Source organism: Bilophila sp. (assembly GCF_057864385.1).
In genome coordinates this window covers 36,842-61,658 of the sequence record NZ_DBMAFI010000011.1, presented here as the reverse complement: position 1 = coordinate 61,658, position 24,817 = coordinate 36,842, and the positions used below count along the sequence as shown (strand labels likewise).

Annotated in this window: 19 protein-coding genes; 6 read left to right on the top strand and 13 right to left on the bottom strand. The window is 59.2% G+C overall.

Annotated elements, in window-relative coordinates:
* The first annotated feature begins 107 nt into the window (after positions 1–107).
* Entirely contained in the window at positions 108–1,100 is a 993-nt protein-coding gene (locus ACZM8Y_RS05385; RefSeq protein ID WP_482330326.1) for a 3-dehydroquinate synthase II family protein, read from the top strand.
* A gap of 2 nt (positions 1,101–1,102) precedes the next feature.
* Entirely contained in the window at positions 1,103–2,227 is a 1,125-nt protein-coding gene (gene pheA / locus ACZM8Y_RS05380) for a prephenate dehydratase (RefSeq protein ID WP_482330325.1), read from the top strand.
* Between the two features lie 1,284 nt (positions 2,228–3,511).
* On the opposite strand, the gene rlmN is transcribed toward pheA, so the two are convergent.
* From rlmN to rdgB, 3 genes are all read right to left on the bottom strand, one after another.
* A complete protein-coding gene (gene rlmN / locus ACZM8Y_RS05375) occupies positions 3,512–4,585 on the bottom strand; it encodes a dual-specificity RNA methyltransferase RlmN (protein ID WP_482330323.1) in 1,074 nt (357 codons plus the stop codon).
* Between the two features lie 485 nt (positions 4,586–5,070).
* Positions 5,071–6,405 (bottom strand): HD domain-containing protein, encoded by a 1,335-nt coding sequence (locus ACZM8Y_RS05370; RefSeq protein WP_482330322.1) that lies wholly within the window; start codon positions 6,403–6,405, stop codon positions 5,071–5,073.
* A 145-nt stretch (positions 6,406–6,550) separates the two neighbouring features.
* Complete coding sequence (rdgB, locus tag ACZM8Y_RS05365; RefSeq protein ID WP_302551443.1) at positions 6,551–7,213, bottom strand: RdgB/HAM1 family non-canonical purine NTP pyrophosphatase; 663 nt, start codon at positions 7,211–7,213, stop codon at positions 6,551–6,553.
* A gap of 410 nt (positions 7,214–7,623) precedes the next feature.
* Here rdgB and rimO point away from each other — a divergent pair, with 410 nt between their 5' ends.
* Positions 7,624–8,925, top strand: coding sequence for a 30S ribosomal protein S12 methylthiotransferase RimO (rimO, locus tag ACZM8Y_RS05360; RefSeq protein ID WP_479859481.1), 1,302 nt, complete (start codon positions 7,624–7,626; stop codon positions 8,923–8,925).
* A gap of 216 nt (positions 8,926–9,141) precedes the next feature.
* Positions 9,142–9,312, top strand: coding sequence for a hypothetical protein (locus ACZM8Y_RS05355; protein WP_489501638.1), 171 nt, complete (start codon positions 9,142–9,144; stop codon positions 9,310–9,312).
* Positions 9,313–9,473: 161 nt separating this feature from the next.
* Here the strand turns inward: ACZM8Y_RS05355 and ACZM8Y_RS05350 are convergent, their stop codons facing one another.
* Positions 9,474–10,127: an L-threonylcarbamoyladenylate synthase gene (locus ACZM8Y_RS05350; RefSeq protein ID WP_302551440.1), complete on the bottom strand. Its 654-nt coding sequence runs from the start codon at positions 10,125–10,127 to the stop codon at positions 9,474–9,476.
* Between the two features lie 114 nt (positions 10,128–10,241).
* Between ACZM8Y_RS05350 and ACZM8Y_RS05345 the strand changes: the two genes are divergently transcribed.
* The gene (locus ACZM8Y_RS05345; RefSeq protein WP_302551439.1) at positions 10,242–10,715 is read left to right on the top strand and encodes a 23S rRNA (pseudouridine(1915)-N(3))-methyltransferase RlmH; all 474 of its coding nucleotides are present in this window, start codon (positions 10,242–10,244) and stop codon (positions 10,713–10,715) included.
* Positions 10,716–11,550: 835 nt separating this feature from the next.
* On the opposite strand, the gene hisG is transcribed toward ACZM8Y_RS05345, so the two are convergent.
* The 9 genes from hisG to tgt all read right to left on the bottom strand — a co-directional run bounded on the left by hisG (position 11,551) and on the right by tgt (position 23,954).
* Positions 11,551–12,429, bottom strand: a complete 879-nt coding sequence (gene hisG, locus ACZM8Y_RS05340) for an ATP phosphoribosyltransferase (RefSeq protein ID WP_302551438.1) — start codon at positions 12,427–12,429, stop codon at positions 11,551–11,553.
* Positions 12,422–12,814, bottom strand: coding sequence for a phosphoribosyl-AMP cyclohydrolase (hisI, locus tag ACZM8Y_RS05335; RefSeq protein ID WP_302551437.1), 393 nt, complete (start codon positions 12,812–12,814; stop codon positions 12,422–12,424). Before hisI ends, hisG begins: the two co-directional genes overlap by 8 nt.
* Positions 12,815–12,894: 80 nt before the next feature.
* Positions 12,895–13,785, bottom strand: a complete 891-nt coding sequence (gene dapA / locus ACZM8Y_RS05330; protein ID WP_302551436.1) for a 4-hydroxy-tetrahydrodipicolinate synthase — start codon at positions 13,783–13,785, stop codon at positions 12,895–12,897.
* Positions 13,786–14,057: 272 nt separating this feature from the next.
* Complete coding sequence (ilvB, locus tag ACZM8Y_RS05325) at positions 14,058–15,752, bottom strand: biosynthetic-type acetolactate synthase large subunit (RefSeq protein WP_479859160.1); 1,695 nt, start codon at positions 15,750–15,752, stop codon at positions 14,058–14,060.
* Between the two features lie 923 nt (positions 15,753–16,675).
* Positions 16,676–17,008 carry a hypothetical protein gene (locus tag ACZM8Y_RS05320; protein ID WP_479859161.1) on the bottom strand — a complete coding sequence of 111 codons (333 nt, stop codon included), beginning with the start codon at positions 17,006–17,008 and terminating at the stop codon, positions 16,676–16,678.
* 34 nt (positions 17,009–17,042) lie between these two features.
* Positions 17,043–17,864, bottom strand: coding sequence for a class I SAM-dependent methyltransferase (locus ACZM8Y_RS05315; protein WP_489501635.1), 822 nt, complete (start codon positions 17,862–17,864; stop codon positions 17,043–17,045).
* 251 nt (positions 17,865–18,115) lie between these two features.
* Positions 18,116–20,146 (bottom strand): LTA synthase family protein, encoded by a 2,031-nt coding sequence (locus tag ACZM8Y_RS05310; RefSeq protein ID WP_479859163.1) that lies wholly within the window; start codon positions 20,144–20,146, stop codon positions 18,116–18,118.
* Between the two features lie 696 nt (positions 20,147–20,842).
* Complete coding sequence (gene murJ, locus ACZM8Y_RS05305; protein ID WP_489501634.1) at positions 20,843–22,576, bottom strand: murein biosynthesis integral membrane protein MurJ; 1,734 nt, start codon at positions 22,574–22,576, stop codon at positions 20,843–20,845.
* Positions 22,577–22,838: 262 nt separating this feature from the next.
* Entirely contained in the window at positions 22,839–23,954 is a 1,116-nt protein-coding gene (gene tgt, locus ACZM8Y_RS05300; RefSeq protein ID WP_337430620.1) for a tRNA guanosine(34) transglycosylase Tgt, read from the bottom strand.
* 318 nt (positions 23,955–24,272) lie between these two features.
* On the opposite strand from tgt, the gene ACZM8Y_RS05295 reads away from it, so the two are divergent.
* Positions 24,273–24,536, top strand: a complete 264-nt coding sequence (locus ACZM8Y_RS05295; protein ID WP_487480037.1) for a hypothetical protein — start codon at positions 24,273–24,275, stop codon at positions 24,534–24,536.
* Positions 24,537–24,817 lie beyond the last annotated feature (281 nt).

Genomic DNA, 24,817 nt, shown 5'->3' with positions numbered 1-24,817 from the left:
GAAGCATGCAGCGCGGGGAAAAGAACAAAGGTTTCGGAAATTCCGGGATCGCCATTTTCCGGTCAGGACATGGAGCCTGATGCGGTTGAAACAACAGGAACGGAACCATGCCTGACATTTATTTCAAGAGCGTGCCTTTCAGCAAGGAAGACGTGACGTTGGCCCTCGAATCCGGCGTCGATGGGATCATCACCGATGCCGAGCATGTGGAGGGCGTCCGCTCGCTGGCGCTGTGCGACGTGCGGGCCGAGGAGGATATGCCGTCCGTGGGGCTCGGCTCCAAGGCCGATGAAGAATCCATCGCCTCCCGCATCGCCGGGGGCGAACGCCTCGTACTGGCTCAGGGGTGGGAGATCATCCCGGTGGAAAACCTGCTCGCCCAGCCCGCCGTGGCCGGAAAGCTGGCGGTCGAAGCCGCTTCGCTGGCCGAAGCCCGCCTTGCGGCGGGGGTTCTCGAATGCGGCGTGCCCGTCGTGGTGGTGCTCCCCGAAGCGTTGGCAAGCCTCAAGAACATCGTATCGGAGCTGAAATTGTCGCAAGGCACGCTGTCGCTGGACAAGGCGACCATTACCGAAGTGAAGACCGTTGGCCTCGGGCACCGCGTCTGCGTCGATACGCTGACCCTCATGGAGAGGGGGCAGGGGATGCTGGTGGGCAACTCCAGCGCGTTCACCTTCCTTGTCCATGCCGAAACGGAGCACAACGAATATGTGGCGGCGCGGCCTTTCCGCATCAACGCGGGCGGCGTGCACGCCTATGCGATGATGCCCGGCGACAAGACCAGCTACGTGGGCGAATTGCGTTCCGGGGACGAAGTCCTTATCGTGGATAAGGACGGGCGCACGTCGCTCGCCACCATAGGGCGCATCAAGACCGAGGTGCGGCCCATGCTGATGATCACGGCCCAGATGGAAACGCCGGAAGGCACGCGCACCGGTTCCGTCTTTTTGCAGAACGCCGAAACCATCCGCCTTGTGCGGCCTGACGGCACGCCCGTCAGCGTGGTCGCGCTCCGGCCCGGCGACGAAGTCATCTGCCGATCCGATGTGGCCGGGCGTCATTTCGGTATGCGCATTCAGGAAAACATCCGAGAGATATAGCCATGCCCGAATCCAACGATACCCCTGACGGCTGGGCCGAGGCCGCAGCCGCGAAACAGTCCGAAGCGCTTCAGGGGCTGCGCCTCCAGATCGACGCCGTGGATCGCGAACTGTTGGCCCTGCTTAACCGCCGTGCCTCCCTGAGCCTCGAAGTGGGGCGCGTGAAGGCGAATACGTCCGGCCCCGTCTTCCGCCCGCAGCGCGAGCGGCAGATTCTGGACAACCTCGCGAGGGAGAACGCGGGCCCCCTGCCCGAAGAGCACCTGCGTTCCATCTGGCATGAAATTTTCGCATCGTCCCGGAGCCTTCAGCGTCCCGTATCCGTGGCCTACCTCGGCCCTGAGGGGACGAACTCCTATTTTGCGGCTGTGGATCTGCTTGGGAACCTTATGGATTACCGGCCCTGCAAGAATTTCCGGGAGGCCTTCGCCGCCGTGCACGGCGGCGAGTGTGCGCTCGGCGTGATCCCGCTTGAAAACGTCCTGCAGGGCTCCGTGGGGCAGTGCTTCGATCTCTTCATGGAATACGATGTGTATATCCAGACCGAGGCGGTCGCCCGCATCCAGCACACGCTGCTGTCCGTGGAGTCGTCCCCTGAAGCGATCAAGGTGGTGTATTCCCATCCGCAGGCGCTCGCCCAGTGCCAGCGCTGGCTGCGTCAGCATCTGCCCGATGCGTCTCTTATGGCCTGCGATTCCACCGCCGCCGCCGCACGCCGGGCGGTTTCCGAGCCGGGGAGCGCCGCCATCGGGCACAAGAGCCTGTCCTCGATACTCGGTTTGCCCATCCTTGCCTATAATCTTGAGGATGAGCCGACGAACCAGACGCGTTTTGTGGTCATTGGCCCCAAGCCTACGGACACTTCGACAGCCAACAAGACGTCGGTACTGTTCACGCTGCCCGATAAGCCCGGTTCTCTGGCGGGTATTTTGGATCTGCTGTTCAAGGCCGGCGTGAACCTCCGCAAGCTGGAGTCGCGCCCCTTGCGTTCCCAGAGCTGGAAGTACGCCTTTTTTGCTGATCTTGAGACGAACCTGCTCAAGCCTGAGCTCTCCGGCGTCCTCGCCGAGCTTCGTAACACCTGCCACTCGTTCAGGCTGTTGGGCTGTTACACGGCAGGGGAGTAGTGAGGGAAGGAAAAGAAGATTGGGGAAGGGAGGGAAAACTTTTCTGAAGAAAAGCTTTTCCCTCCCTTCCCCAAACCCCATCCCTCCCTTTCCAAAGACTTTTGCGTTTATCGAATCCCTGTTGGGCGTTTTTCCCTGTGGGCGGGAGTATAAACGAGAAGCCCTCGAATGTGCAGGAACCGTTGTACTGTTTCTCTACATGGGCGGGAGTCGTAAGGACATCAACGTAGCCAAGGCCAGCGTTGCGGCGGTTTTCCCTATGTGGGTGGGAGTGGTAATCCGTAAATTCTTCCCTCTCTTCTCCAAAGATTTTTGTGTTTATCGAATTCCTGCTGGGCGTTTTCCCTGTGGGCGGGAGTATGAAAGAAGGAAGATATGTTAGCGTGTTAGGCTTTGTTATAGGATGTGGTCGTGTTATCTCCACAGTATGGTGAAAATACGGCCTTTTTATCCAGTTTTCCGTTGGTGTACTTTAAACCTGAGGTCTTTTATCGGTCATCTTTTTGGAACCTCAAGAAAGTATCAGCCATTTCCTATGGCACAGCCTCGGTTTTTTGAAGGCAAGGGTCCTGTAATGGGTTAGGGAAAAAGAATCGGTTTTGCTTATGAAAAAGGCTCACATCGTGATGTGGGGTTTTTGTTTATGGCTTCAGCCTGTTGAAGATACGAAGTGTCCGAAATAAGAAAGGCTGTGCCATAGAAAATGGTTGATGTTTTTTTCCTTGAAGTCCCAAAGGAACAGCCGACAAAATGCCTTAGCCTTGGATTCAGCCAAGAGGAAAACCGGAGAAAAAGACTGCTGTTTACCGTACTGTGGAGATGAAGCAACCACACGCTATGACAGGGCCTTTGAAGGCAATGACCCTGTAATGGGATTCATGTTAGGTCGTGTCGTTAATTAGATATATCTATTGAAATTATTTGATTATTTTTAAACTATAAAAATATTTTTAATAATTTCAAATAATTATATAAGAAGATGACACGGCCTAGGGAAAAAGAAGCGGTTTTGCTTAAATAAAAGGCCCGCATCGTGATGTGGGCCTTTTATTTATGGGGTTCAGCCTGTTGAGGATATGAAGTGTCCGAAACGAGAAGCGCCTACTATACGGGTGGGGTTGATTTCTGCCGTGCCTCCGGGGGACGTTCGGCTCCGAAACGGCGCGATGCAGTCCACCCGGCCTCCGTTGAGCCATATAAAAGTCTTGGGAGGGGAAGGGGGGCGGTTTGGAGGGGGGAAGGGGAAGCCTTTCTTCAGAAAGGTTCCCCTTCCCCCCTCCAATCTTACTCTGCGCCGCCTTTCCCACGCTCCCATTCACTCTTCAGTTGGCCGCAGGCGGCCTTGATGTCCTGCCCCTTGCTTTTGCGGAGGATGGCGGTGATGCCCTTGGACCAGAGGATCTTTTCAAACGCAAGGATGTCCGCCTCGGTGGGGGCCTTGTAAAGCTGGGTCTCCGAGGGGTTGTAGGCAATGAGGTTGAGCTTGCCCTTGACCCGGGAAACGAGCTTGGCGAGTTCGCGGGCGTGTTCGGGCTGATCGTTCACGCCGCCGAGCAGGAGGTACTCGAATGTGATGTGCTCGCGCGTCTTGAGCGGATAATTTTCCAGCGTCGCCATGAGATCGTCGAGATGCCAGTTTGCGGCCTTGGGCATGATCTTGGCGCGGAGTTCCTGATTGGGCGCGTGGAGCGAGACGGCGAGGAAGGCGAGTCCGCTGTCGCCAAGTTCGCGCAGGCCCGCCTTGATGCCGCAGGTCGAAACGGTAATGCGGCGGGGGGAAAAATCCATTCCCTTGTCGTGATTCAGCATTTCAAGGGCGCGGGTGGTTTCGCGCAGGTTAAGGAGCGGCTCGCCCATGCCCATAAAGACGAGGTTGCGGATAATGGGGTGATCGATGCGGTTGTCTCCAAGCCTCATGCGGGCCACAAGAACCTGGCTCAGGATTTCCCCGGCGGTCATGTTGCGGATGAACCCCATCGTGCCCGTGCTGCAAAACGTGCAGCCCATCGCACAGCCGATTTGCGAAGAAACGCACTGGGCTATCCGTACGGAACCGTCCTGCCCCGTGCTTGGGAGGATGACCGTCTCCACCAGTGCGCCGTCCCGCAGCCGGAGCAGCAGCTTTTCCGTGCCGTCGGATGAGGTCTGTACCGTCACGATCTCAGGAAGCACGATCTCCGCGACTTCCGCGAGCCTGGCGCGGAGCTGCTTGGAAACGTCGGTCATGGCGTCGAACGAGGTGGCGTGCTTTTGCCATATCCACTGCCAGACCTGCACGGCCCGGAATTTGGGCTGGCCCAGATCTTCCACGATGAAGCGTTCAAGTTCGGGGAACGTCAGATTCAGGATGTCTATCATGCGCGCTGCGTTACTCTGCGGGTATAGGTGAATAAAAAAGGCCCTGTTATGGGATACGGTTGTTTCATTTCCACAGTATGGTGAAAACAGAGACTTTTTCTCTCGTTTTTTTGTTGACGGGTTCACAGTTGGGGGATTCTATTGGCCATCCCCTTGGAGTTTCGAGAAATAAGCCATCAACCATTTCCTATGAAACAGCCATAAAAATAAGGAACCGGCTAGATCGTTCTGCTGTCCCGGCGGTATGGCGAAAACGTACCCGTTCCGGCCTATACCGGATGGGGCGGGGCTCCGCTTCAAGCCGTATATTCTTTGAATGCCGGGGAAGCAGGCAACAGGGGTTCGATACACACGAAAATTTTTGAAGAGGAGAGGGAAAGGCGCGGGCCGCGCTGGTAGGCTGCAGGAGGGGAGGAGAAACGTGGGGCTTCCCCTTCTTAACGTTTCTCCTCCCTCCCCAATCGCAATCATCAATCGGAATCGGACTACTTCAGCTTTGCCGCATAATTCTTGACAAAGGTGATGGCGGAATCACGGTCGGTAACTTCTCCGGCGATCTGCGCCTGAAGGAGGGCTTCGCGGATGGTGCCCACGGCGGGGCCGGGGGGCAGGCTGGTATATTCCATGATTTCGTTGCCGTTGAGGAGCGGTTCGAGCAGGAGTTCATCCGTTTCGGCGCGGGTGAGGTACTTGGTGTTGTGGTTGAAGTAGGTATAGCTGCCATTCCGGGCCTTGATGTCGGCACGGCACATGGCAATCAGGCGTTCGGTTTCGGGCAGGGCCTTGAAGCGGCGGATGCCGCGGTCGGTCAGCATGAAGTGGAACATCATGTGATGCCGCACGAGATGGCAGATGAGATCGATGTCTTCCGACGTAAAATGCAGGCGGCGCAGGATTTTGCGGGTCACCCCGGCGCCCACGCGGTGGTGCTGGTAGAACGTCCAGCGCCCGTTGAGGTGCTCGGCGGTGTAGAGCTTGCCCACATCATGGAACATGGTGGCGAGGGTGCCGTACCAGTCCATGCTGAACCCTTCTTCGGGGTAACGCCTCATGCATTCGATGGTGTGCTCGAAGACGCTTTCGATGTCGCCGTCGTCGTTGCGTTCCTGCTTGATGCAGGACAGGGCGGCGATTTCGGGCATGAGGCCGTGCAGAAGCTGGGCTTCAAAGAGGAGCTGCACGAACTTCCACATGGATTCGGCGGCGACCTTGCGCCATTCTTCCATGATTTCGCGGGCGGGCACGTAGTCGAGGATACGGTTGGCGGACTGGATGATGCTCACCCATGTGTGCGGGTTGACGGGCAAATCGAAGTTTGCGGCATAGCGCAGGGCGCGGATGGCGAGCAGGTAGTCCTTGGCGAGCGTCTTGCTCGGCAGTCCCACCAGCTTGACGCTTCCGGCCTTGTCGAAGTCCTCAAAATCCTTGGCTTCGGGATCGCTGGTATTGGAGCTTTTGAGCTGCCCCTTGAGCTGGAGCTCGGCGAGGAGGCGCGCAAGGCGCGGCGTGATGCGGAGCTGGCTCATTTCCGGGTGGGAAGCGTCCTCAACATCCGTAGCGTAGAAACGCAGAGTGACGCCGTTTTCCTGAAGCATGGCCATGGCGCCTTCTTCAGTGTAGGGGACGGCGTTGGGGAAAATTTTGAAGAGGGTTTCCGTATCGCAGGCACAGGCGATGTCCACGTCGAATACGCCGGTTTTTTCAAAGATCAGGCCCTGCAGCGGCGCATTGATGGCATAGGCGTCGTAGCCGTTGCGCATGATGGCCTTGCAGAGCGTGGTCCCGGTTTTGATTTTATCCATGAGGGTGGCTTGATCCATGAACTGTTCTCCTGTCTGTCGGATAGCGGCATAATGCCCATACAAGGGGCGGTTCCCATTGAAAAGCCGTCCTTCCCGTGGGCATCAGTATAGTCTTTGAGCAGGTTTTTTGCCAGCCCCAAAGTCACAGCCGGACGGGGAAAAGTCAAGCTCTCTTCTGGAGATACCCTTCCCAGAAGGAGGGCCAGAGGCGCAGAAGCTCGCGCAGGGCCTTGGCCCTGTGGCTGCGGCCCATTTTTTCTTCCGGGGACATTTCCGCCGCGGTGAGGCCCAGTTCGGGATCAAGGAAAACGGGATCGTAGCCGAAGCCGTTTTTGCCGCGCGGGGAACAGGCGACGCTGCCTTCCCATGTGCCGGGTGCGACGAGGGTTTCGCCTTCCGGCGTGCAGGCGGCGATGACGGTACGGAAGCGCGCCGAACGGTTCCACAGGCGCACGGACGACAGGGCCGCGAGGAGCTTCATCGTATTGCGTTCGTCCTTGGTGGTGCCGGGCAAATCCGGCATGTCTTCGCTGTAGCGGGCGGAGTACACGCCGGGCGCGCCGTTGAGGGCATCCACTTCGATCCCGGAGTCGTCGGCAATGGCGACAAGGCCGGTGCGTTTGGAAACTTCGCGGGCCTTGAGCAGCGCGTTTTCTTCAAAAGTAGTGCCTGTTTCCTCCACTTCGGGAAGATCGGGGAAGGCGTCCAGCCCGACGACGCGCAGGCCGAAGGCGCGCAGCGGCTCCGCCAGTTCGCGGACTTTGCCCTGGTTGCGGGTGGCGAGGACGATGGTAACGGGTTCCGTATCGTGAGGCTGTTCGCTCATGGTCTGCTCCTTGCGCATTGCCGCCATATTGCGTACCACCAACGGGTCGTGCGGCGGACTGTCGCGCCGCGCAGTTTGCCGCCAATCCCATGCCCCGTCAACAGGTTGGGCATTGCTTTTCGTGAAAGGGCGGGAACCCCGTTGCGGGATGCCCCTTCGCCCGGCCCGGCCCGCAGAGCGTTTCCTGACGCGAAGCCGCACCGGAGGCCTCCGGCTGGGGGAAAACATTCCATTGCCGCCCGCCAAAAGGGAATGATAGGAAAAGGCGTGGGAGCCTTTCCCGGTGATGGGGAAAACGCTTATCCGGCTGTTGAGGCCGGAAATTTCCCCTTCACGAGAGCGTGTTGCCGTTTTTGAAGCTATACGACATCCCCGCCGCACGGCGGAGCTGTCCCAGAATGAGGTGCGTCATGTCCGTTTCACTGCGTTGTTATTCCACAAGCCTCGGCTGCCCGAAGAACCGGGTGGACACGGAGCGCCTCCTTGGTTCCCTTGGGGCGGCGCTGGTTCCCGTCGGGTCGCCGGATGAGGCCGATCTTGTTTTCATCAATACCTGCGCCTTTATCCAGCCCGCCACGGAGGAATCCGTACGGACGATTGCGCAGGCCATCGCCGACATCGAAGACCTCCCCAAGCGTCCGCTGCTGGCGGTCGCCGGGTGTCTCGTGGGGCGTTACCATGCGGAAGATCTGGCCCCTGAGCTGCCCGAAGTGGATCTCTGGCTGGACAACAGCGATCTGGAGGAGTGGCCCGCCATGCTCGCGCGGAAGCTCGGCCTCCCCGAACCCACGGTTCCGGGCCGTATCCTGAGCACCGGGCCATCCTACGCATGGCTCAAGATCAGCGACGGCTGCCGCCATGCCTGTTCGTTCTGCGCCATCCCCAATATCCGGGGCGGGCACCGCTCCCACTGCAAGGACATGATCGTCCGCGAGGCCCGCGCCCTGCTGGATCAGGGGGTCAAGGAACTGAACCTCGTGGCGCAGGATCTTACGGAATGGGGCTGTGATCTCGACGGCAAGCAGGATCTTCGTACCCTGCTCGACGGCCTCCTGCCGTTGCCGGGCCTTGAACGCCTGCGCCTCATGTATCTTTACCCCGCCGGGATGACGCGCGAAATGCTCAAGTATCTGCGCGAGGCGGGTAAGCCGTTCGTGCCGTACTTTGATGTCCCCGTGCAGCACTCCCACCCGGATGTCCTGTCCCGTATGGGCCGCCCCTTTGCGCGCAACCCCCGCGAGGCCATTGACCGCATCCGCAGCGTCTTCCCCGAAGCAGCCCTGCGCACGAGCATCATGGTCGGGTTCCCCGGCGAAACGGAGGCGCATTTCGAGCATCTGCGCGAATTCATTGAAGAGGTGCGCTTCCAGCATCTCGGCGTGTTCGCCTACCGTGCCGAAGAAGGGACGCCGGCCGCCGTCATGCCCGATCAGGTTGAAGACCGTGTGAAGGAGTGGCGCCGCGATGTGCTCATGGAAGCGCAGGCCGACATCAGCGCGGAGTGGCTCTCTCAGTTTGAAGGCGACCGCCTGTCCATTCTCGTGGATGCGCCCCATTCCGAGTGGCCCGGCCTGCACACCGGGCGCGCGTGGTTTCAAGCCCCCGAAATCGACGGTATGGTTTACATCAGCGGCCCCGGCGTCGAGCCCGGCGCGCTCGTCGATGCCGACATCGTCGAGTGCCGCGACTACGATTTGGTCGCGCTTGCGTAGTTGGGGAGGAAAGGGGAAGATTGGGGAAGGGGAGGGGCCCCTTTTGAAAAAGTGGCCCCTCCCCTTCCCCAAACCCCATCCCCTCCCCCCTAAAACTTTCGTAAAGGCAGACGGCGTGAAGGGCGGCACGGCAAGCCATGCCTTGGCAGCCGTCCCCCGGCGGAAAGTGGAAGAGGAAGGCTCTGTTAAAGCATCTGGCTGTTTTATTTGCATAATATGATGAAGCTACAGGATTTTCCTCCATTTTTCGCTGAGGGGCTCTCCATGATTGGAGGCATTGGGGAGGGATTCCTTTGGAACTTCAAGAAAAAAACGCCAACCGTTTTCTATGGCACAGCCTTTGTTGTTTATTTGAAATTCCAAAAAATAAAATATCAACCATTATAACTAACAGATTTTTTAAGAAAAAACTGAAGAAGTTGTCGCGAACGGGAAAGCCGCCATACGGGATTCGATAAACCTGAAAGTCTTAGGAGGGGAAAGGGGGAGGTTTGGAGGGGGGAAGGGGAAGCCCTTCTCCAGAAGGGTTCCTCTTCCCCCCTCCAATCTTATTCCTCTTCCACAACCTCAAACCCGGCTTCAACAATCTGCGCGGAGGTGACGGCGCCCGCCCTGAGGAGGCGAAGCCTGCCGTCTTCCATGCGCTCGACGAGTGTGGAGGGCAGACCTCCGGCGGGAACGGGCGGCTCGTCAAGGATGCCCATGACCGAAGCGATCAGTTCTTCGTCGAGCTGCTTGACGCTGACGACGGCGGGGTTGCCGCTGATGTTCGCGCTGCTGGAAGTGATGGGTTCGCCTACGGCCTGCGCAAGCGCGCGGGCTACGGGATGCGAGGACAGGCGCACGGCCACGCGGCCCGTGCCTCCGGTGAGGATGTCCGGGACTCGGAGGCGCGCCGGAAGGATGACCGAGAGCGGGCCGGGCCAGAAGCGTTTCAGGAGCGGCATAAGCCCGTCGTGAACCTTGGCGATCATATCAAGCTGCTCCCAGTCGCCCAGAATCAAGGGCAAGGGGCGGACTGTAGAGCGGTGCTTGGCCCGGTAAACCCGTGCGGTGGCGTCGGCGTCGAGGGCACGGCTGCCGAGTGCGAAAAAGGTTTCCGTTGGGAAGATGATGGGATGCCCATCAAGCATGAGCTCCGCCGCGCGCTTTAAGTCCACGTAGGGCGGCGTGTTGACGTCGCTAGCCTGTGAAGATGTCATATGCTTGCCTCCCGGGCCTGCCGATGTTAGGTGAAGGCTCTCTTTCCCAGAGCTTGTGAGGCTGCGGGTCGGAAGCCCGCAACATACATGCCATCCCCGCAACAACAGGGTATCATGACTTTAAAGCCATTGCGAATCGTTGCCGTGGGGCGTTTGAAGACGCCCTTCTGGAAGGCCGCCGCCGAGCATTATGTTGAGCGGCTCGCCCGCTGGCGGGCGTTCACCGAGTCCATTGTCAGGGACGGCGATCCTTCCTTGCCTATTGTTGACCGTAATGCTTTGGAAGGCAAGGGGATTTTATCCGCCCTTTCCGCCTCCGACATTCCCGTCGTGCTTGACGAACGGGGGAAGACCTTTACCTCCCGGCAATTCTCCGCTTTTCTGGAGCGGCTTTCCGAGAACGCCGGCCGCCGCCCCTGTTTTATCATCGGCGGGGCCTTTGGGCTTGACGACTCCGTAAAGCAGGCGGCCAGCCATTTGATTGCCCTCGGCCCCCTCACCATGACCCATGAGCTCGCCCGCGTCGTACTTTTTGAGCAGTTGTACCGCGCAGAATCCCTGACGCGCGGGCTGCCGTACCATCATTGATAGGGCTGGGGTGGAAATGAAGATTGGAGGGGGAAGGGGAAACTTTCTGTAGAAAGTTTCCCCTTCCCCCTCCAAACCTCCCCCTTCCTCTTCAAAGACTTTCGTAAGTGGGGCGGATGATGGCTGCGGTGACGCGACGGATTGAGGTTTGTTGAAAGTTTCCCGGAAATGCCGCTTTTTTTATATTATAAGAATAATATGTTAACGTTCTCTAGGTTGTGTCGTTAACTGTAGTAATACATTGAAATTATTTTACTATTTTTTTAAGTTATAAAAAGGCTGTGTTATAGAAAATGGTTGATGCTTTTTTCCTTGGCTGTGTCATAGAAAACGGTTGATGCTTTATTTCCTTGAAATTCCAAAGAAATAACCAATAAAATCCCCCAATCACAGAGCCTACCAGTAGAAAATTTTAAAAAATCATATATTTTCGGCATATTACTAAAACAAAAACAATCATGTACTATGACAGAGCCTTTTCCTTAAAGCTCCAAAGGGATAACCGGCAAAATGCCGTAGCCGTGGCTCCCGCCAAGGAGAAAAACGGAGAAAAAGGCTGTATTTTCACCATACTATGGAGATGAAACAGCCACAAACTATAACAGAGCCTATAAAAGTGATTATTTTAATAATTTAACATAGTTAAATAAAAATGACGGCACGGCCTAAATAGGGAATTCCCAATAGGGAAAGGGCGGCAGATGCAAAACGGTTCCGTGTCCAGCGCAAGCTGGATGCGGAACCGTTTTGCATCTGCCGTTATGCCGGGGTCTGGGGGGCGGCTCGCCCCCCAGCGGGTGCAGGGCGGAGCCCTGCCCGCCGGAGGCATTTCCCCTTAGATGACCTTGTTCAGCGCATATTCCAGAATCCCTTCGGCCCCGGCTTCGCGGAGCTGGGGGATGAGGTCGCGGACGATGCCGGTGCTGACCACGGTTTCAAGAGAAAGCCATTCGCCGTTCTGGAGCGGGGCGACGGTGGGGGAGTTCAGGGAGGGCAGCAGGGCGAGGATGGCGTCCAGCTTGGCGGCGGGGGCGTTCATCTTGAGGCAGACGAGCGACTCGGCGCGCAGCGCGCCTTGAAGGAGCAGATCGATCTGTTCGATCTTGCGGCGCTTTTCCGGGTCCCGCATGGCGGCGGCGTTGGCGATGAGCACCGTGTTCGTCACCAGCACTTCGTCGATGACGCGGAGGTTATGGGCGCGGATGGTGGTTTCCGTCTCCGTCACTTCCACGATGGCGTCGGCGAGGCCTTCCACAACCTTGGCTTCGGTCGCGCCCCACGAATAGTTGATGTTGACCGGGATGTTGCGTTCCTTGAAATATTCGGTGCACACGCCCATGAGCTCGGTGGCGATGCGCTTGCCCGCGAGGTCTTCGGGCTTCTGGTAGGGGGAATCGCCGGCGACGGCGAGCACCCAGCGGGCGGGCTTGTTGGAAACCTTGGAGTAGATGAGGTCGGAAACCACCACGACGTCGGCCTTGGTTTCCTTGACCCAATCCTTGCCGGTCAGGCCGAGATCAAGCACGCCGTCCTGAATGTAGAGGGGGATTTCCTGCACGCGGCAGAGGCGGGCCGTGATTTCGGGATCATTGATGTCGGGGAAGTAGTTGCGGGGGTGCTTGCGCACCTTCCAGCCGGCGCGGTCGAAGAGATCGATGGTCGGGTCTTCCAGGGAGCCTTTGGGCAGGCCGAGCTTGAGAATGGGATTAGCCATTGTACACCTCTTTGGGATCAAATACGAGTTCGGAACAGCGGGATACCTTGCCGTCGCGGAGTTCGCGGGAAAAACAGCTTCTGTACCCTTCATGGCAGGCGGCCCCGCCGATTTGCTCGATGAGCAGCACGACGGCGTCGCCGTCGCAGTCAAGCCGGATGGACTTCACCTTCTGCACATGCCCCGATGTGCCGCCTTTATGCCACAGGCACTTGCGGCTGCGGCTGTAATAATGGGCTTCGCCCGTTTCGAGGGTCTTTTCCCATGCTTCGGGGTTCATCCACGCCAGCATGAGAACATCAAGGGTTTCCGCATCCTGCGCGACGGCGGCGATGAGGCCCCCAGATTTGCTGAAGTCCGGCGTAAAGGCAAGTGACGATTCCATGAAGTCTCCTTATGCGTATGTTTTTCAAACGCAAAACGCCACGGACTCCGAAGAGGCCGTGGCGCTTGCGTACGCTTGCATTAATGAAGCAGGCCGCAGTCGTTGAGCGTCTTGGTCAGCTTTTCAAGGTTGTCCGGCATAAGCGGAACCATGGGCAGGCGGAATTCGAGATCAAGGCCGCGCATCATGCACACGGCGGTCTTGACCGGGATCGGGTTGGTTTCAAGGAACATGGCCCGGTTGATGGGCATGAGCCTGAAATGCAGGCGTCTGGCTTCGTCCATATCCCCGGCGAGGGTGGCCTTGCAGAGGTCGGCCATCAGCTTGGGCGCGACGTTCGCGGTCACGGAGATCACGCCGCAGCCGCCCACGGCGATGTGGGGCAGCACGGTGAAGTCGTCGCCGGAGAGGACTTGGAACCCTTCGGGGCACTGTTCCACGAGGTCGGACACATGGATAAGATCCGCAGTGGCTTCCTTGATGCCCACGACATCGGGCACGTCACGGGCGATGCGGGCCACGGTGGAGGGCAGCATGTTGCAGCCGGTGCGGCCGGGCACGTTGTACAGGATGATGGGCATGGACACTTCGGAACAGATGGTTTTGAAGTGCTGGTACAGCCCTTCCTGCGTGGGCTTGTTGTAATAGGGGGTGATGTGCAGGGCGGCGTCCGCGCCGACGTTTTTGGCGAACTGGGTCAGAGGGATGGCTTCGCGGGTGTTGTTGGAGCCCGCGCCGGCGATGACGGGAACGCGTTTGTTGACCTGCTCGACGCAGATGCGGATGGCGGCTTCATGCTCGTCGTGGGTCATCGTGGCGGATTCGCCGGTGGTGCCGCAGGGCACGAGGCCGTCGATGCCCTGTTCGATCTGCCATTCGATGAATTCACGGTAAGCTTCCTCATCGATCTTGCCGTTCTTGAACGGCGTCACCAGTGCGGTGAAAGCTCCGTGGAAACGTCCGGTAGTCATAACAATCCCCTTTCGGTACGGTGATGGGTCTGAACGTATCGCAAAGCGCGGGGGCAGTAAAGCGGGCGGCGGAAAAAACGCCGTTCCGGGTTCCGTGCGCCCAACAACCTTGTTTTGCGGTTTTCCCGCACAGCCGCCGTTTCAATGGCGTCCGCGCCCTTGAAACGGCCTTCCGAGCGGCCTCCCCACGGTTGAAAAGAGGGGAGGGAGAGGTGGTGTGTCTTGAGAAGGGAGGGAACCCGTTCGCGGAAGGGTTCCCTCTCCCAACATTTTTACAACAACAGCATTTCGTCCAGCGAAGCCCCGGAGGGTACAGTGGGATACACGTTTTCGTCGCGCTCGACGATAACGTCGATGATGGCCGTGTTCGGGCTGGCAAACGCGGTGCGGAGCGTGGATTCAAGATCTTCCAGCTTGGCGACGCGGTAGCCTTCGGCCCCATAGGCTTCGGCAAGCTTCACGAAGTCCGGCTGATCCGGGATGTCCACGGCGTTGAGGCGGCCTCCGTAGAAAAGATCCTGGAGCTGGCGGACCATGCCCAGACAGCCGTTGTTCAGGAGCAGTACCTTGACCGGCAGCTTGTTGCTGACGGCGGTGATGAGTTCCTGGAGGTTCATCTGGAACGAGCCGTCGCCGGACACGTCGATGACGAGCTTGTTGGGATAGGCGAACTGCGCGCCGATGGCGGCGGGGAAGCCGTAGCCCATGGTCCCGAGGCCGCCCGAGGTGAGCAGGGTGCGCGGTTCCGTGAAGTTGTAGAGCTGCGCGGCCCACATCTGGTGCTGGCCCACTTCCGTGGTCAGGATGGCCTTGCCTTCCGTGATTTTGTCCACGGCCTTGATGACTTCCTGCGGCTTGATCGTCGTTTCGCCCGGCGTCCAGGTAATGGGCTGTTCCTGCCTCCATTCGTCAAGCTGGCCCTGCCATGCGGCGAAGCGTTCCTTCCAGGGGAGCGGTTCGCGGGCGGCGAGGTGTTCGCGGATGGCGACCAGCGAATTGCGGCAGTCGCCCACCACGGGGATACGCACGTTGACGTTCTTGTGGATGGACGTGGGGTCGATGTCGATATGGACGATGGTGGCCTTGGGCGCAAAGGAGGAGAGGCGTCCGGTCACGCGGTCGTCGAAGCGCACGCCCACGGCAATCAGGAGGTCGGCGTTGCTGACGGCCTTGTTGGCGGCATAGGTCCCGTGCATACCGAGCATGCCGAGCCACTGCGGGTGATCGCAGGGGAACGCGCCGAGGCCCATCAGGGAACAGGTCACCGGGATGCTGAGTGTTTTGGCGAGGCTGCGGAATTCTTCGCTGGCGTTGGACATGATCACGCCGCCGCCGCCGAACAGCAGGGGGCGCTCCGCCTTGTAGAGCGCGTCCACGACCTTGCGGATCTGGGCGAAGTTGGGGCGGTAGGTCGGGTTGTAGCTGCGCAGGCTCACGTCTTCGGGCCATGCGAACTCGGCCGACCCCTGAAGCACGTTCTTGGGCAGATCCACAAGCACGGGGCCGGGACGCCCGGAGCGGGCCAGATAGAAGGCCTGCCGCACGACCTTGGCGAGATCCTTCACGTCCTTCACCACATAGTTATGTTTGGTGCAGGGGCGTGTGATGCCCGCAATGTCCACCTCTTGGAACGCGTCGTTGCCGATGAGCCCGGTGGGTACCTGCCCGGTGAAGATCACCAGCGGGATGGAATCGCAGTACGCGGTCGCGATGCCGGTCACCGTGTTGGTGGCTCCGGGGCCGGATGTGGCCATGCAGACGCCGACCTTGCCCGTGGCGCGGGCGTATCCGTCGGCGGCGTGAACGGCGGCCTGCTCATGACGTACCAGAACGTGGCGTAGCTGTTCGTCGTACTGGGGCAGTTCATCATAGATGTCCAGTACGGACCCTCCGGGATACCCGAAGATGATGTTGACGCCTTCGCGAATCAGACACTCGATGAGAATTCTGGCACCGTTCAACTGCATTGAAGAACACTCCGTTCGGTACAAGGTGAAAAGAACACTCCGTCTGTTGTGTATAGCCGTGAGACAGTTGGAGGTCTAGCCCTTTTGCCGGGCTTTCCCCCTTTTTTCTCTCCGGTTTTCGGGCCTTGAACCCATAAGGGGGGCGATTTTCCGTGTACTGGGGTGGCCTTATGTGCCCTTGGCACGCTGTGGGGAAGGCTTTGGGCTTTCCGCCCACAGGTTCCGGCGCGCCCTTGGCATGTGAGCAATCTGGACAGATAAGGCAGGATTGCTCCAAGGCATCCGGTGTGTCTTTGGCATGTGGGGAGGGGTGAGCTAAAGGCCGCCGGCGGTTCTTGAGCCGGGCGTGCCCTTGCCGCGTGTGAGGAACTCCAATTCCGTACAACCCGGACGAGGCCGAACAGGGCAAGCCCTTGCCGTGTGTGAGGGGTTCCAACCCTGTCCAGAGCCGATCGGGTTGCCCGGTTTCGTCCCTGCCGCGTGTGAGGGGCCCGAACGGTGAGGACTCCGTTTCGGCCATGAAGCGGGGGCCCTTTTGCACGGGGGAGGGGTTCCCCGCCTTTCCTTCAACCTTTTGGAAGGGCACGCAGTTCAAGCTTCCTGCATATTGGAGCGTTTTCACGTTGAAAAGGCTCTTCCGGCTGCGGGAAGCGGACGGTCGCTGCGAAGGCATAAGCACAATGCATCTGTGCTGTCCAATGCCGGGGCGGGCGTCCTTAAACTTCAGCATTGCAAAATGGTAAGGCCCTGTCAGAGCATGTGGCTGTTTCATCTCCACAGTGCGGTGAAAATACAGCCTTTTTCTCCGGTTTTCCCCTTGGCGGGAGCCACGGATAAGGCATTTTGTCGGTTATCCCTTTGGAGTTTCAAGGAAAAAAGCATCAACCATTTTCTATAACACAGCCAAAAAATAACGACACGGCCTAGTGTTGAGACGCATTCCGGGCACAGAGGCAGATGGCGTTGCCTTCCATCGTGATTGTGCCCACGGAGAGCCCGGCGGCTTTGCAAAGGGCTGTAAGGTTGGCGATGCGGATGGGGAGGCCGCAGAGCGACAATCCTGCGCCTATAAGCGGGGTGGGCTGCCAGAGGAACAGCGTGCCGTTGTCCGCGAGGCGGCGGCTCAGCCAGCGGACGGCATTGAGGGGCTTCACCATTTCATCCAGGGGTTTGGTGACGGCGATGATGTCGAATCGGGAAGCGATGTCGGCATCGTGGTAGTCCGCTGGAGTTTCAAGGAAAAAAGCATCAACCATTTTCTATAACACAGCCAAAAAATAACGGCACGGCCTAGTGTTGAGACGCATTCCGGGCACAGAGGCAGATGGCGTTGCCTTCCATCGTGATTGTGCCCACGGAGAGCTCGGCGGCTTTGCAAAGGGCCGTGAGGTTGGCGATGCGGATGGGGAGGCCGCAGAGCGACAATCCTGCGCCTATAAGCGGGGTGGGCTGCCAGAGGAACAGCGTGCCGTTGTCCGCGAGGCGGCGGCTCAGCCAGCGGACGGCGTTGAGGGGCTTCACCATTTCATCCAGGGGTTTGGTGACGGCGATGATGTCGAATCGGGAAGCGATGTCGGCATCGTGGTAGTCCGCGTTGTACGCGGAACGCAGGAAGCCTTTTTTGAGCAGCCGCATGAACGCGTCGCCGGATTCGATGGCCGAAAGCTCCCAGCCGGGCCGCGCGGCGTGAAAGGCCTCCAGAAAGCCGCCGTCCCCCGCTTCAAAATGCAGCAGCGTTCCCGCTTCCGGCAGGGGAAGGAGCTCTTCCAGTTGTTTGACGGGCTGGCGCGATTGAGCTGCGGCGGACAGTCCTAAGGCCGCTTTTTCGTTAAGGGCCGCGACGTACCGGGCCAGTGCCCCAAACCGTGCCTTTATGCCGGACAGAACGGGCTCATGGGGACTTGTTTTCTTGCGGTTGCCCACGAAGGCGGCGGGCCCGGAGCAGGTTCCGGGCAAGGACCTGACGGAAGATGCAAGGCAAGCGGCGTGTATCGTAGGGTGAGGCACGTGTTTTCCTTTGTTGATGTTCCATAGGGACGTGAGATCCGCAGCCGCGGGCTCTTTCGTCCGGGGCTGCGGGCCTGTACCCATAGCAAGCATGGAGCGTGCCATTTGTCTTTTCTGGGAAAGGAAGATGCGTATTCCATAGTTATCAAAGATGATTCGGCATGAAGGGGAAGAGCATGCCGTATTGCGGCGGCGGATGTTCCATTCCGCGGAGGTTACGGAATGCAACCATCCCCGTGCAGAATGTAATCTCCTGCCGTAACCAACAAAGGCCGATGCGCAGGCACCGGCCTTTGTTGGTTATGGGAACCGCCACGGGGCCCCATGCCCTTCGGGGAAGAAAGAGCCTTTCAGGGCTAGTCGAACTTTTTGTTGTTATACAAAAGATACTTGGACGCGTTGTAGAAGTCCTGTGCGTACCGGCGCATGTGGGCGGCGCGTTCGGGTTCCGTATCGATCAGATCCTCCAGTACGGGGGCGTCTATTTTGTACATGTGCTCGTCGGTTTCACGGACGTAGCAATAGCCGTTTTCCACAAGGCGTACCGTGGATTCGGCTTCCCCGCCGAGGAACTGCATTTCATCCCGTTTGGTGTCCGGATCGAGGAGATTCCGCCCCATCGCGTTGTAGCGGTAGGGGATTCCCGCGAGGGACGCCAGCGTGGGGAAGATGTCCGGCTGCCCGCACGGGCGGCCGTCGACGCCGGGCTTCAGTTTGCCCGCAGCGACGAGGCCGGGCGCGTAAATGAGCATGGGCGTATGGTTGCTCTGGAGGCGGCAGGCCAGATAGCCGGGGGGCATGTTCAGGGAGGTGTCGTTCAGGCCGTGGTCGCCGAAAATGGCGAATACGGTGTTGTCAAACCAGGGCTGCTGCCGGGCGATTTTGAAGAACTCGCCGAGCGAGTGGTCGGAGAAGCGGAGCGAATTGTATTCGTCCGCGCCGGTGAAGCCGTAGTTCTTGAGGATGGCTTCGGACGGCTGTTTGAGCTGGAATCCCGCGTTGTCTTCGGGGATGGTGTAGGGGCGGTGGAACCCCGCCGTCTGGATGACCGCCACGAACGGCTTCGGGGACTTCGTGAGCGCGGCGGCCGCCTCGCGGAACAGATCGAGATCGGAAAGGCCCCACACGTCGGTGTTGGGCGCTTTCCAAGAGCCTTCCTCAAGCAGGTGCAGCCCTTCGATGTTGTGGGAGAGGAAACCCCGGATGTTGGCCCAGCTCGCGCTGCCGCCGATCATGTAATATTTGCTGTAGCCTTTGAACTCATTCATCATCAGCGCCTGATCCACCAGCGCCTGATTGCGGGAGCTGGTGCCGCCGGAGCGGTTCACGTCCGGGATGCCGGTCATGGTGGTGAAGATGGCGCGGGCGGTGGTGCGCGTCGGCGCGAAGAACAGCGGGTAGTACAGCGAATCCTTGGAGAGGGCCATCAGGTTCGGCGTGGTGTCTTCGGGGATGCCGGTCAGGTTGGGCGAGAAGGACGTGCGCGGCCATGTCATGGATTCCATGATGATGACCACCACATTCAGCGGCTTTTCCTGCCGTTCCGCCGGGGTGCCGGGCACCGTGCGCATGAAGTCGAGCTTTTGCGGATCGGGGTTGGGCACACGGAGCCACGCCGCGATGCGGGGGTAGCTTTCCCTCGTGGCCTCGATGTCCGGTCGGGTTCCCCGCGCCGCGTTGACCGTATCGAAAAGGTTCTGGATGGGGTTCAGGGCGAGGATGGAGATGTTCTTGTCCACGCTGAAAAAGGCGTTGCTCCAACGCAGGGGGAAGAGGTTGGAGCTGATCTGTCCGTAGCCGAGCAGGAACAGGATCACGAACGTGGCGACGCTCCATCCGGTGCGGCCTTTCCATCCGAGGCGCGGCGTGGCTTCGTGCCTCGCCAGCGTTTTGCCGAAGAACAGGGCGTACAGCGCCGTAGCCGCGATGAGCCCGAACGTGATCCAGACGACGGGGTAGCTTTCCCAAACCATCGTCCCGGCGATTTCGGGATCGCCGAGCAGCTCAAACAGGCTCGCGTCCACGCGGGTGTGCAGGTAGAAGAACCAGCCGAAATCGATGATGTACACGAGCGTGGCTGCGGCGAAAACCACGGCGTACAGCAGGACGAGCAATCCACGGAAGCCTCGGCTGCGGGCCAGAAGGCGCTCAAGGGGCGGGATGCCGAGGATGAGCGCAATGGGGATGAGCCCGAGCACGACCATGCGGATATCGAATTTCGTACCGATGTACAGGGCGTTCAGGATGTCGGAAGCGGGGTTTCCGGCCACTTCCGGCCAGAGGATGCCGAGCATGGCTCCTCGCGCCAGCACAAGCGCCGACAGCGTACCGAGAAAAAGGACGCTGAGGGTGCGGATAAACGGGGGGAAGAAAGATGTCTTTTGCATTTTTTTTGTATAGGACGAGCGCGTGAGAATGTGAAGTGCCTAAAAAAGGTGGGAAAGCCTACGGGGAAAGGTGCGTTGCCCCACCGGAAAATGGGCGGATGAGTTTTGGAAGAGCGGAGAGGCACTGAGGAAGGGGAACCTTTTTAAAGAAGGCTGTGCCATAGGAAAGGGTTGATGCCTTATTTTTCAAGGTTCTGTCATAGTACAGGGTTGTTTTGTTTCAACAATATGTTGAAAACATATGCTTTTTTCTCCAAATTTTCCGCTGGTGGGCTCTGTGATTGGGGGATTTTATTGGTTATTTCTTTGGCATTTCAAGGAAATAAAGCATCAACCGTTTTCTATGGCACAGCCTTTCTCAAAAATTCCAAGGTCGTGTCACCAATTTGGTATAATATATTAAAATTATTTAACTATTTATAAGTCACGAAAAGATTGTTTTTGATAATTTCAAATAGTTATATGTAGAACGGCGATACGACCAAGGGAATGATCAATAAAACGTCCCAACCATAGAGCCCATCAACGGGGGATAAGAGAAAAAGGCTATACTTTCACCATGTGTAGAGATGAAACAACCGCATTCTCTGACAGAGCCTTTCAAAAACTCAATGGAACCATTCCCGTACCATTATCAACCCAATGCTCTACGGCAGGGCCAAATGGGGCAACGTAAAGAAAAAAGCTCTCGGTGGGCTATCGTTTTTTCAAGAGGCGGAACCAATTCCGGTCGCCGATGAGCAGGGAAGCGGCGTACACGGTGGCCCCGGCTGGTATGGCAAGGGCCAACTGCACGATGTTCGAGTTGTGCCCGGCCCAGAGGACAACGCCATAGGCGCTTGCGAAGGTCAGGGCCGTTCCGACAAGCTGCACGGCGAGGGAGCGGGGCGGGAGCCGCAGGGAAACCCTGCGGGAGAGCCCGATCCAGAGCAGGGCCGCATTGCACCAGAGCCCCAAGGAGACGCCGAGCGGCGGCCCCCATGCCCCAAAACAGAGGGTGAGGGCGTACCCTCCGGCAAGGGCGACGGCCAGCGCAGCGGCGGCGGCCTTGAGCGGGAGCCCGCTTTCCAAGGCGTGGCAAGCCGCCAGCAGGGGCCGGGAAAGCGCATAGGCGGGCAGGCCGGGCGCGTAGGCGCACAGGGCAAGCGCCGTGGCGGAAACGGCCTCCGCATCAAAGGCCCCGTGCCCAAGCACAACGGCGACCAGCGGCAGGGATATCGCCGCCAGCCCCGCCGCCGCAGGCAGGTTCAGGCCGAGCGACAGCAGCGCGGCCCGCTGGATTTCATCCGAGAAGGCGTGAAGAGGGGCTGTCGGGGAGCTTGAAGGGGCGAGGGAACCGCGGGGATGCCCCCCTCTCCTGAAAAGAAGTTCGTCCTCCCCTTCCGTAAATCCCATCCCCTCATCCCCCCAAGGCTTTTGCAGGCGGGCGCCCGCCGCCTTGGTATCGTCACAGGCCGCGAGGGAAGCGGAAAGAGGGGGCGGGGAGTCAGCCTGTCCGGGGCTTTTTTGCCGTGAAAGGGAAAACGGGGGGATTCCGTGGGAACGGGAAGGGCGGGAAAGCCCTTCGGAGGCCGCGAGTTCCGCGAGGCGCGGCGCGGCGGCCATGCCTACGGCGGCTCCGAGCACGCCGAGGGGAAATTCCAACAGCCGTTCGGCATAAAACAGGGAAGCCATATGGCCTTCGGGCAGGAGCGAGGCCAAAGCCGAGGCTCCGAGAAAGGCCAGTTGGGGCATGGCGGCCCCAACGATGCCCGCGGGGAGGCGGCGGAAGGTTTCCGAGGCAGCCCGTGCGTCGGCGGCCCCTTTTCCCTCTTCGCGCTGGAGGACACGGATTGCGGGCACCTGAACCAGCCATTGCAGGATTCCCCCGCAGAGGACGCCGCAGGCGACGAGAACGCCCGGCTGCAATGCCGGGTTGAAGGCCGCCAGCAGCGCGAAGCCGATGACGCAGAGGTTGAACAGGGACGGCGTCAGCGAAGGCAGCAGGAAACGCTGCCTGCTGTGCAGGGCCGCCATGCAGCCCGCCGCCATCATGACGCTCCAGATATACGGGGCACAGATACGGAACAGCGCAACGGCCTCCCCGAACACTTCCGGGCGTTCCTCCAAACCCGGCGCGATGGCCCGCATGACGGTTCCCGCTCCCGCCACGCACGCCAAAACCAAAAGTCCCACCCATAAAGCCAGCTTGCGCGTTACCGCCAGCGCAAGCCCGCAGCCGGAACCGCCCCGCAGCCGCTCCCGCGTGCAGGCGGCGGTCAGGGAGAGGGACAGCGTGCCTTCGCCGAACAGCCGTCGGGCCATGTACGGAATCCGCAGCGCCGCCGTGAGCGCGTCCGCCGCCCCCGAACCGCCGAGCAGCCACGCAATGCCTGCATCGCGCACAAATCCCAAAAGCCGCGAAATGAGCGTCCCCACACCGACAATCAACGTGTTTTTCGAGGAGGAAGATGAGGAGGGTGCCCCCCCCTTGAAACAAGGCATTCCAGTTTCCCGGCCCCGCTCCAAACGCTCTTGATGCGCTGGAGGAAAGCCGTTCGGCGAGTCGTGTTTCTCTGTCATCGGGAACACTCTGGATAAGGGACTGGGTAAGGGGAAAAGTCTTTGGAAGAGGAGGGGGGAAGTTTGAAGGGGGGAGGGGAAACCTTTCTCCAGAAAGGTTTCCCCTCCCCCCTTCAATCCTTATCTCCCCCTACACATCATACAACTCTTCATACCTCCGCCTGTACTCGGCCCAGCGGCCTTCGCGGATGGCGGCGCGGGCCCCGCGGACGGTGTCGAGGAAGTAGGCCAGGTTGTGGATGGAGTTGAGCCGGAAGGAGAGCAGCTCCTGCGAAACGTACAGGTGCCGCAGATACGCACGGGAAAAGGTGCGGCAGGTGTAGCAGTTGCAGGCGGGATCGAGCGGGCCGTCGTCCTCCGCAAACTCGCGGCGCTTGATGTTGAGCTTGCCGAGGGAGGTGTACAGCGTGCCGTTGCGGGCGTTGCGCGTGGGCAGGACGCAGTCGAACATGTCCACGCCCGCGTCGATGCCCTTGATGATGTCCAGCGGCGTGCCAACGCCCATGAGATAACGGGGCTTTTCGGAAGGCAGTATGGGGGCCGTATGGTACAGCATCTCCATCATGACGTCCTTGCTCTCGCCTACGGAGAGCCCGCCGATGGCATAGCCCTCGAAGTCGAGATCGATGAGCTGGCGCGCGGACTCCGAACGCAGATCCTTGAACATGCCGCCCTGCACGATGCCGAACAGCAGGTTCCCCGCCGTCCCCTTGGGATAGGCGTCACGGCAGCGCTTGGCCCAGCGTGTGGTCATGGTCAGCGAGCGGGCGGTGTAGGTGTGATCCGCCCCGGCGGGCACGCACTCGTCGAGCACCATCATGATGTCCGAATTCAGGTTGCGCTGGATGCCCACCACCTTTTCCGGCGTGAACAGGTGCTTCGAGCCGTCGAGATGGGAACGGAAGGTAACCCCTTCCTCCTTGATGGTGCGCAGGGTGGAAAGGCTGAAGACCTGAAAGCCCCCGCTGTCCGTAAGGATGGGCTTGTCCCACGCGTTGAACCCGTGCAGGCCGCCGCGCCGCGCTACAAGCTCGTCGCCGGGCCGCAGGTACAGGTGATAGGTGTTTCCGAGGATGATTTCAGCGCCGATGGCGTTGAGGTCGTCGGGTGCAATGGCCTTCACGCTGCCAACCGTGCCGACGGGCATGAAGATGGGCGTGTTTACCGGGCCGTGGGCCGTCTGGAGGACGCCGGTACGGGCCGCGCCGTCCGTGGCGTGTATCTGAAAAGTTCCGGGTGTGTTCATCCCGCCAGCTTACAGGCTACGGGGGCCGTTGAAAAGGGCTACATCCGGGATGTGCGCGATATTCATGCCCCTGAAGGAAAGGGGGAAGGCTTTGTGGGCTGAAAGCTAAAAGGCTCCGTCATGGGATATGATTGATATGTTCATCCGGTTGAAGGCGGCAGTTGGCTGCGCGGCGGACAGCCGGCGAAACCGTTGCTGCCCGTAGGCGGCAGGGCCCGCTGACGGCTGCCGCGGCTTTGCGGTATGCCCGGTTTCGCCCAATGATTGCCTTGCACCCTGCCTGCTGAAAAATGCGGTTTTCCGTGTATTGCCTTTTTCATGATGGCTGCCCCCAGCCAAGGCGCTTTATCGGCTGCCTATTGGGAGTTTCAAAAGGCTCCGTCTATGTGGCTGTTTCATCTCCACAGCGCGGTGAAAAGCATCTCGAAGTTCCGTAGCGCGTACCGCACTGAGTTTCATCTCCGCAACACGGTGAAAAGACAGCCTTTTTATCCAGGTTTCCCCTTGGCGGAATCCATAGCCAAGGCATTTTTCCGGTTATTCCTTTGGCATTTCAAGGAAAAAGCATCAACCCTTTTCTAGGCCGTGTCGTTATTTTTTGTGTATAACTATTTGAAACCATTGAAAAATAATCTTTTCATGGTTTAAAATAGTTAAATAATTTCAGTGTATTATATCTAATTGACGAAACGGCCTAGGGCACAGCCCTTCAAAATGGCTGTGTCATAGAAAAAGGTTGATGCCTTTTTCTATGACGGTCCAAGTGAATAACCAACAAAATGCCTCAGTCATGAAGTCCGCCAAGGGGAAAACTGGAGAAAAGGCTGTATTTTCACCGTGCTGTAGAGATGAAACAACCACGT

Coding starts and splice junctions, on each gene's coding strand:
- hisI (WP_302551437.1), bottom strand. CDS start 12,814: ATGGAATCGTCACTTGCCTTTACGCCGGACTTCAGCAAATCTGGGGGC.
- rimO (WP_479859481.1), top strand. CDS start 7,624: ATGTCCGTTTCACTGCGTTGTTATTCCACAAGCCTCGGCTGCCCGAAG.
- ACZM8Y_RS05310 (WP_479859163.1), bottom strand. CDS start 20,146: ATGCAAAAGACATCTTTCTTCCCCCCGTTTATCCGCACCCTCAGCGTC.
- ACZM8Y_RS05350 (WP_302551440.1), bottom strand. CDS start 10,127: ATGACATCTTCACAGGCTAGCGACGTCAACACGCCGCCCTACGTGGAC.
- ACZM8Y_RS05385 (WP_482330326.1), top strand. CDS start 108: ATGCCTGACATTTATTTCAAGAGCGTGCCTTTCAGCAAGGAAGACGTG.
- rlmN (WP_482330323.1), bottom strand. CDS start 4,585: ATGATAGACATCCTGAATCTGACGTTCCCCGAACTTGAACGCTTCATC.
- hisG (WP_302551438.1), bottom strand. CDS start 12,429: ATGGCTAATCCCATTCTCAAGCTCGGCCTGCCCAAAGGCTCCCTGGAA.
- pheA (WP_482330325.1), top strand. CDS start 1,103: ATGCCCGAATCCAACGATACCCCTGACGGCTGGGCCGAGGCCGCAGCC.
- rdgB (WP_302551443.1), bottom strand. CDS start 7,213: ATGAGCGAACAGCCTCACGATACGGAACCCGTTACCATCGTCCTCGCC.
- ACZM8Y_RS05355 (WP_489501638.1), top strand. CDS start 9,142: ATGATGAAGCTACAGGATTTTCCTCCATTTTTCGCTGAGGGGCTCTCC.
- dapA (WP_302551436.1), bottom strand. CDS start 13,785: ATGACTACCGGACGTTTCCACGGAGCTTTCACCGCACTGGTGACGCCG.
- ACZM8Y_RS05345 (WP_302551439.1), top strand. CDS start 10,242: ATGACTTTAAAGCCATTGCGAATCGTTGCCGTGGGGCGTTTGAAGACG.
- ACZM8Y_RS05315 (WP_489501635.1), bottom strand. CDS start 17,864: ATGGCACGCTCCATGCTTGCTATGGGTACAGGCCCGCAGCCCCGGACG.
- ACZM8Y_RS05370 (WP_482330322.1), bottom strand. CDS start 6,405: ATGGATCAAGCCACCCTCATGGATAAAATCAAAACCGGGACCACGCTC.
- tgt (WP_337430620.1), bottom strand. CDS start 23,954: ATGAACACACCCGGAACTTTTCAGATACACGCCACGGACGGCGCGGCC.
- ACZM8Y_RS05295 (WP_487480037.1), top strand. CDS start 24,273: ATGATGGCTGCCCCCAGCCAAGGCGCTTTATCGGCTGCCTATTGGGAG.
- ilvB (WP_479859160.1), bottom strand. CDS start 15,752: ATGCAGTTGAACGGTGCCAGAATTCTCATCGAGTGTCTGATTCGCGAA.
- ACZM8Y_RS05320 (WP_479859161.1), bottom strand. CDS start 17,008: ATGGTTGATGCTTTTTTCCTTGAAACTCCAGCGGACTACCACGATGCC.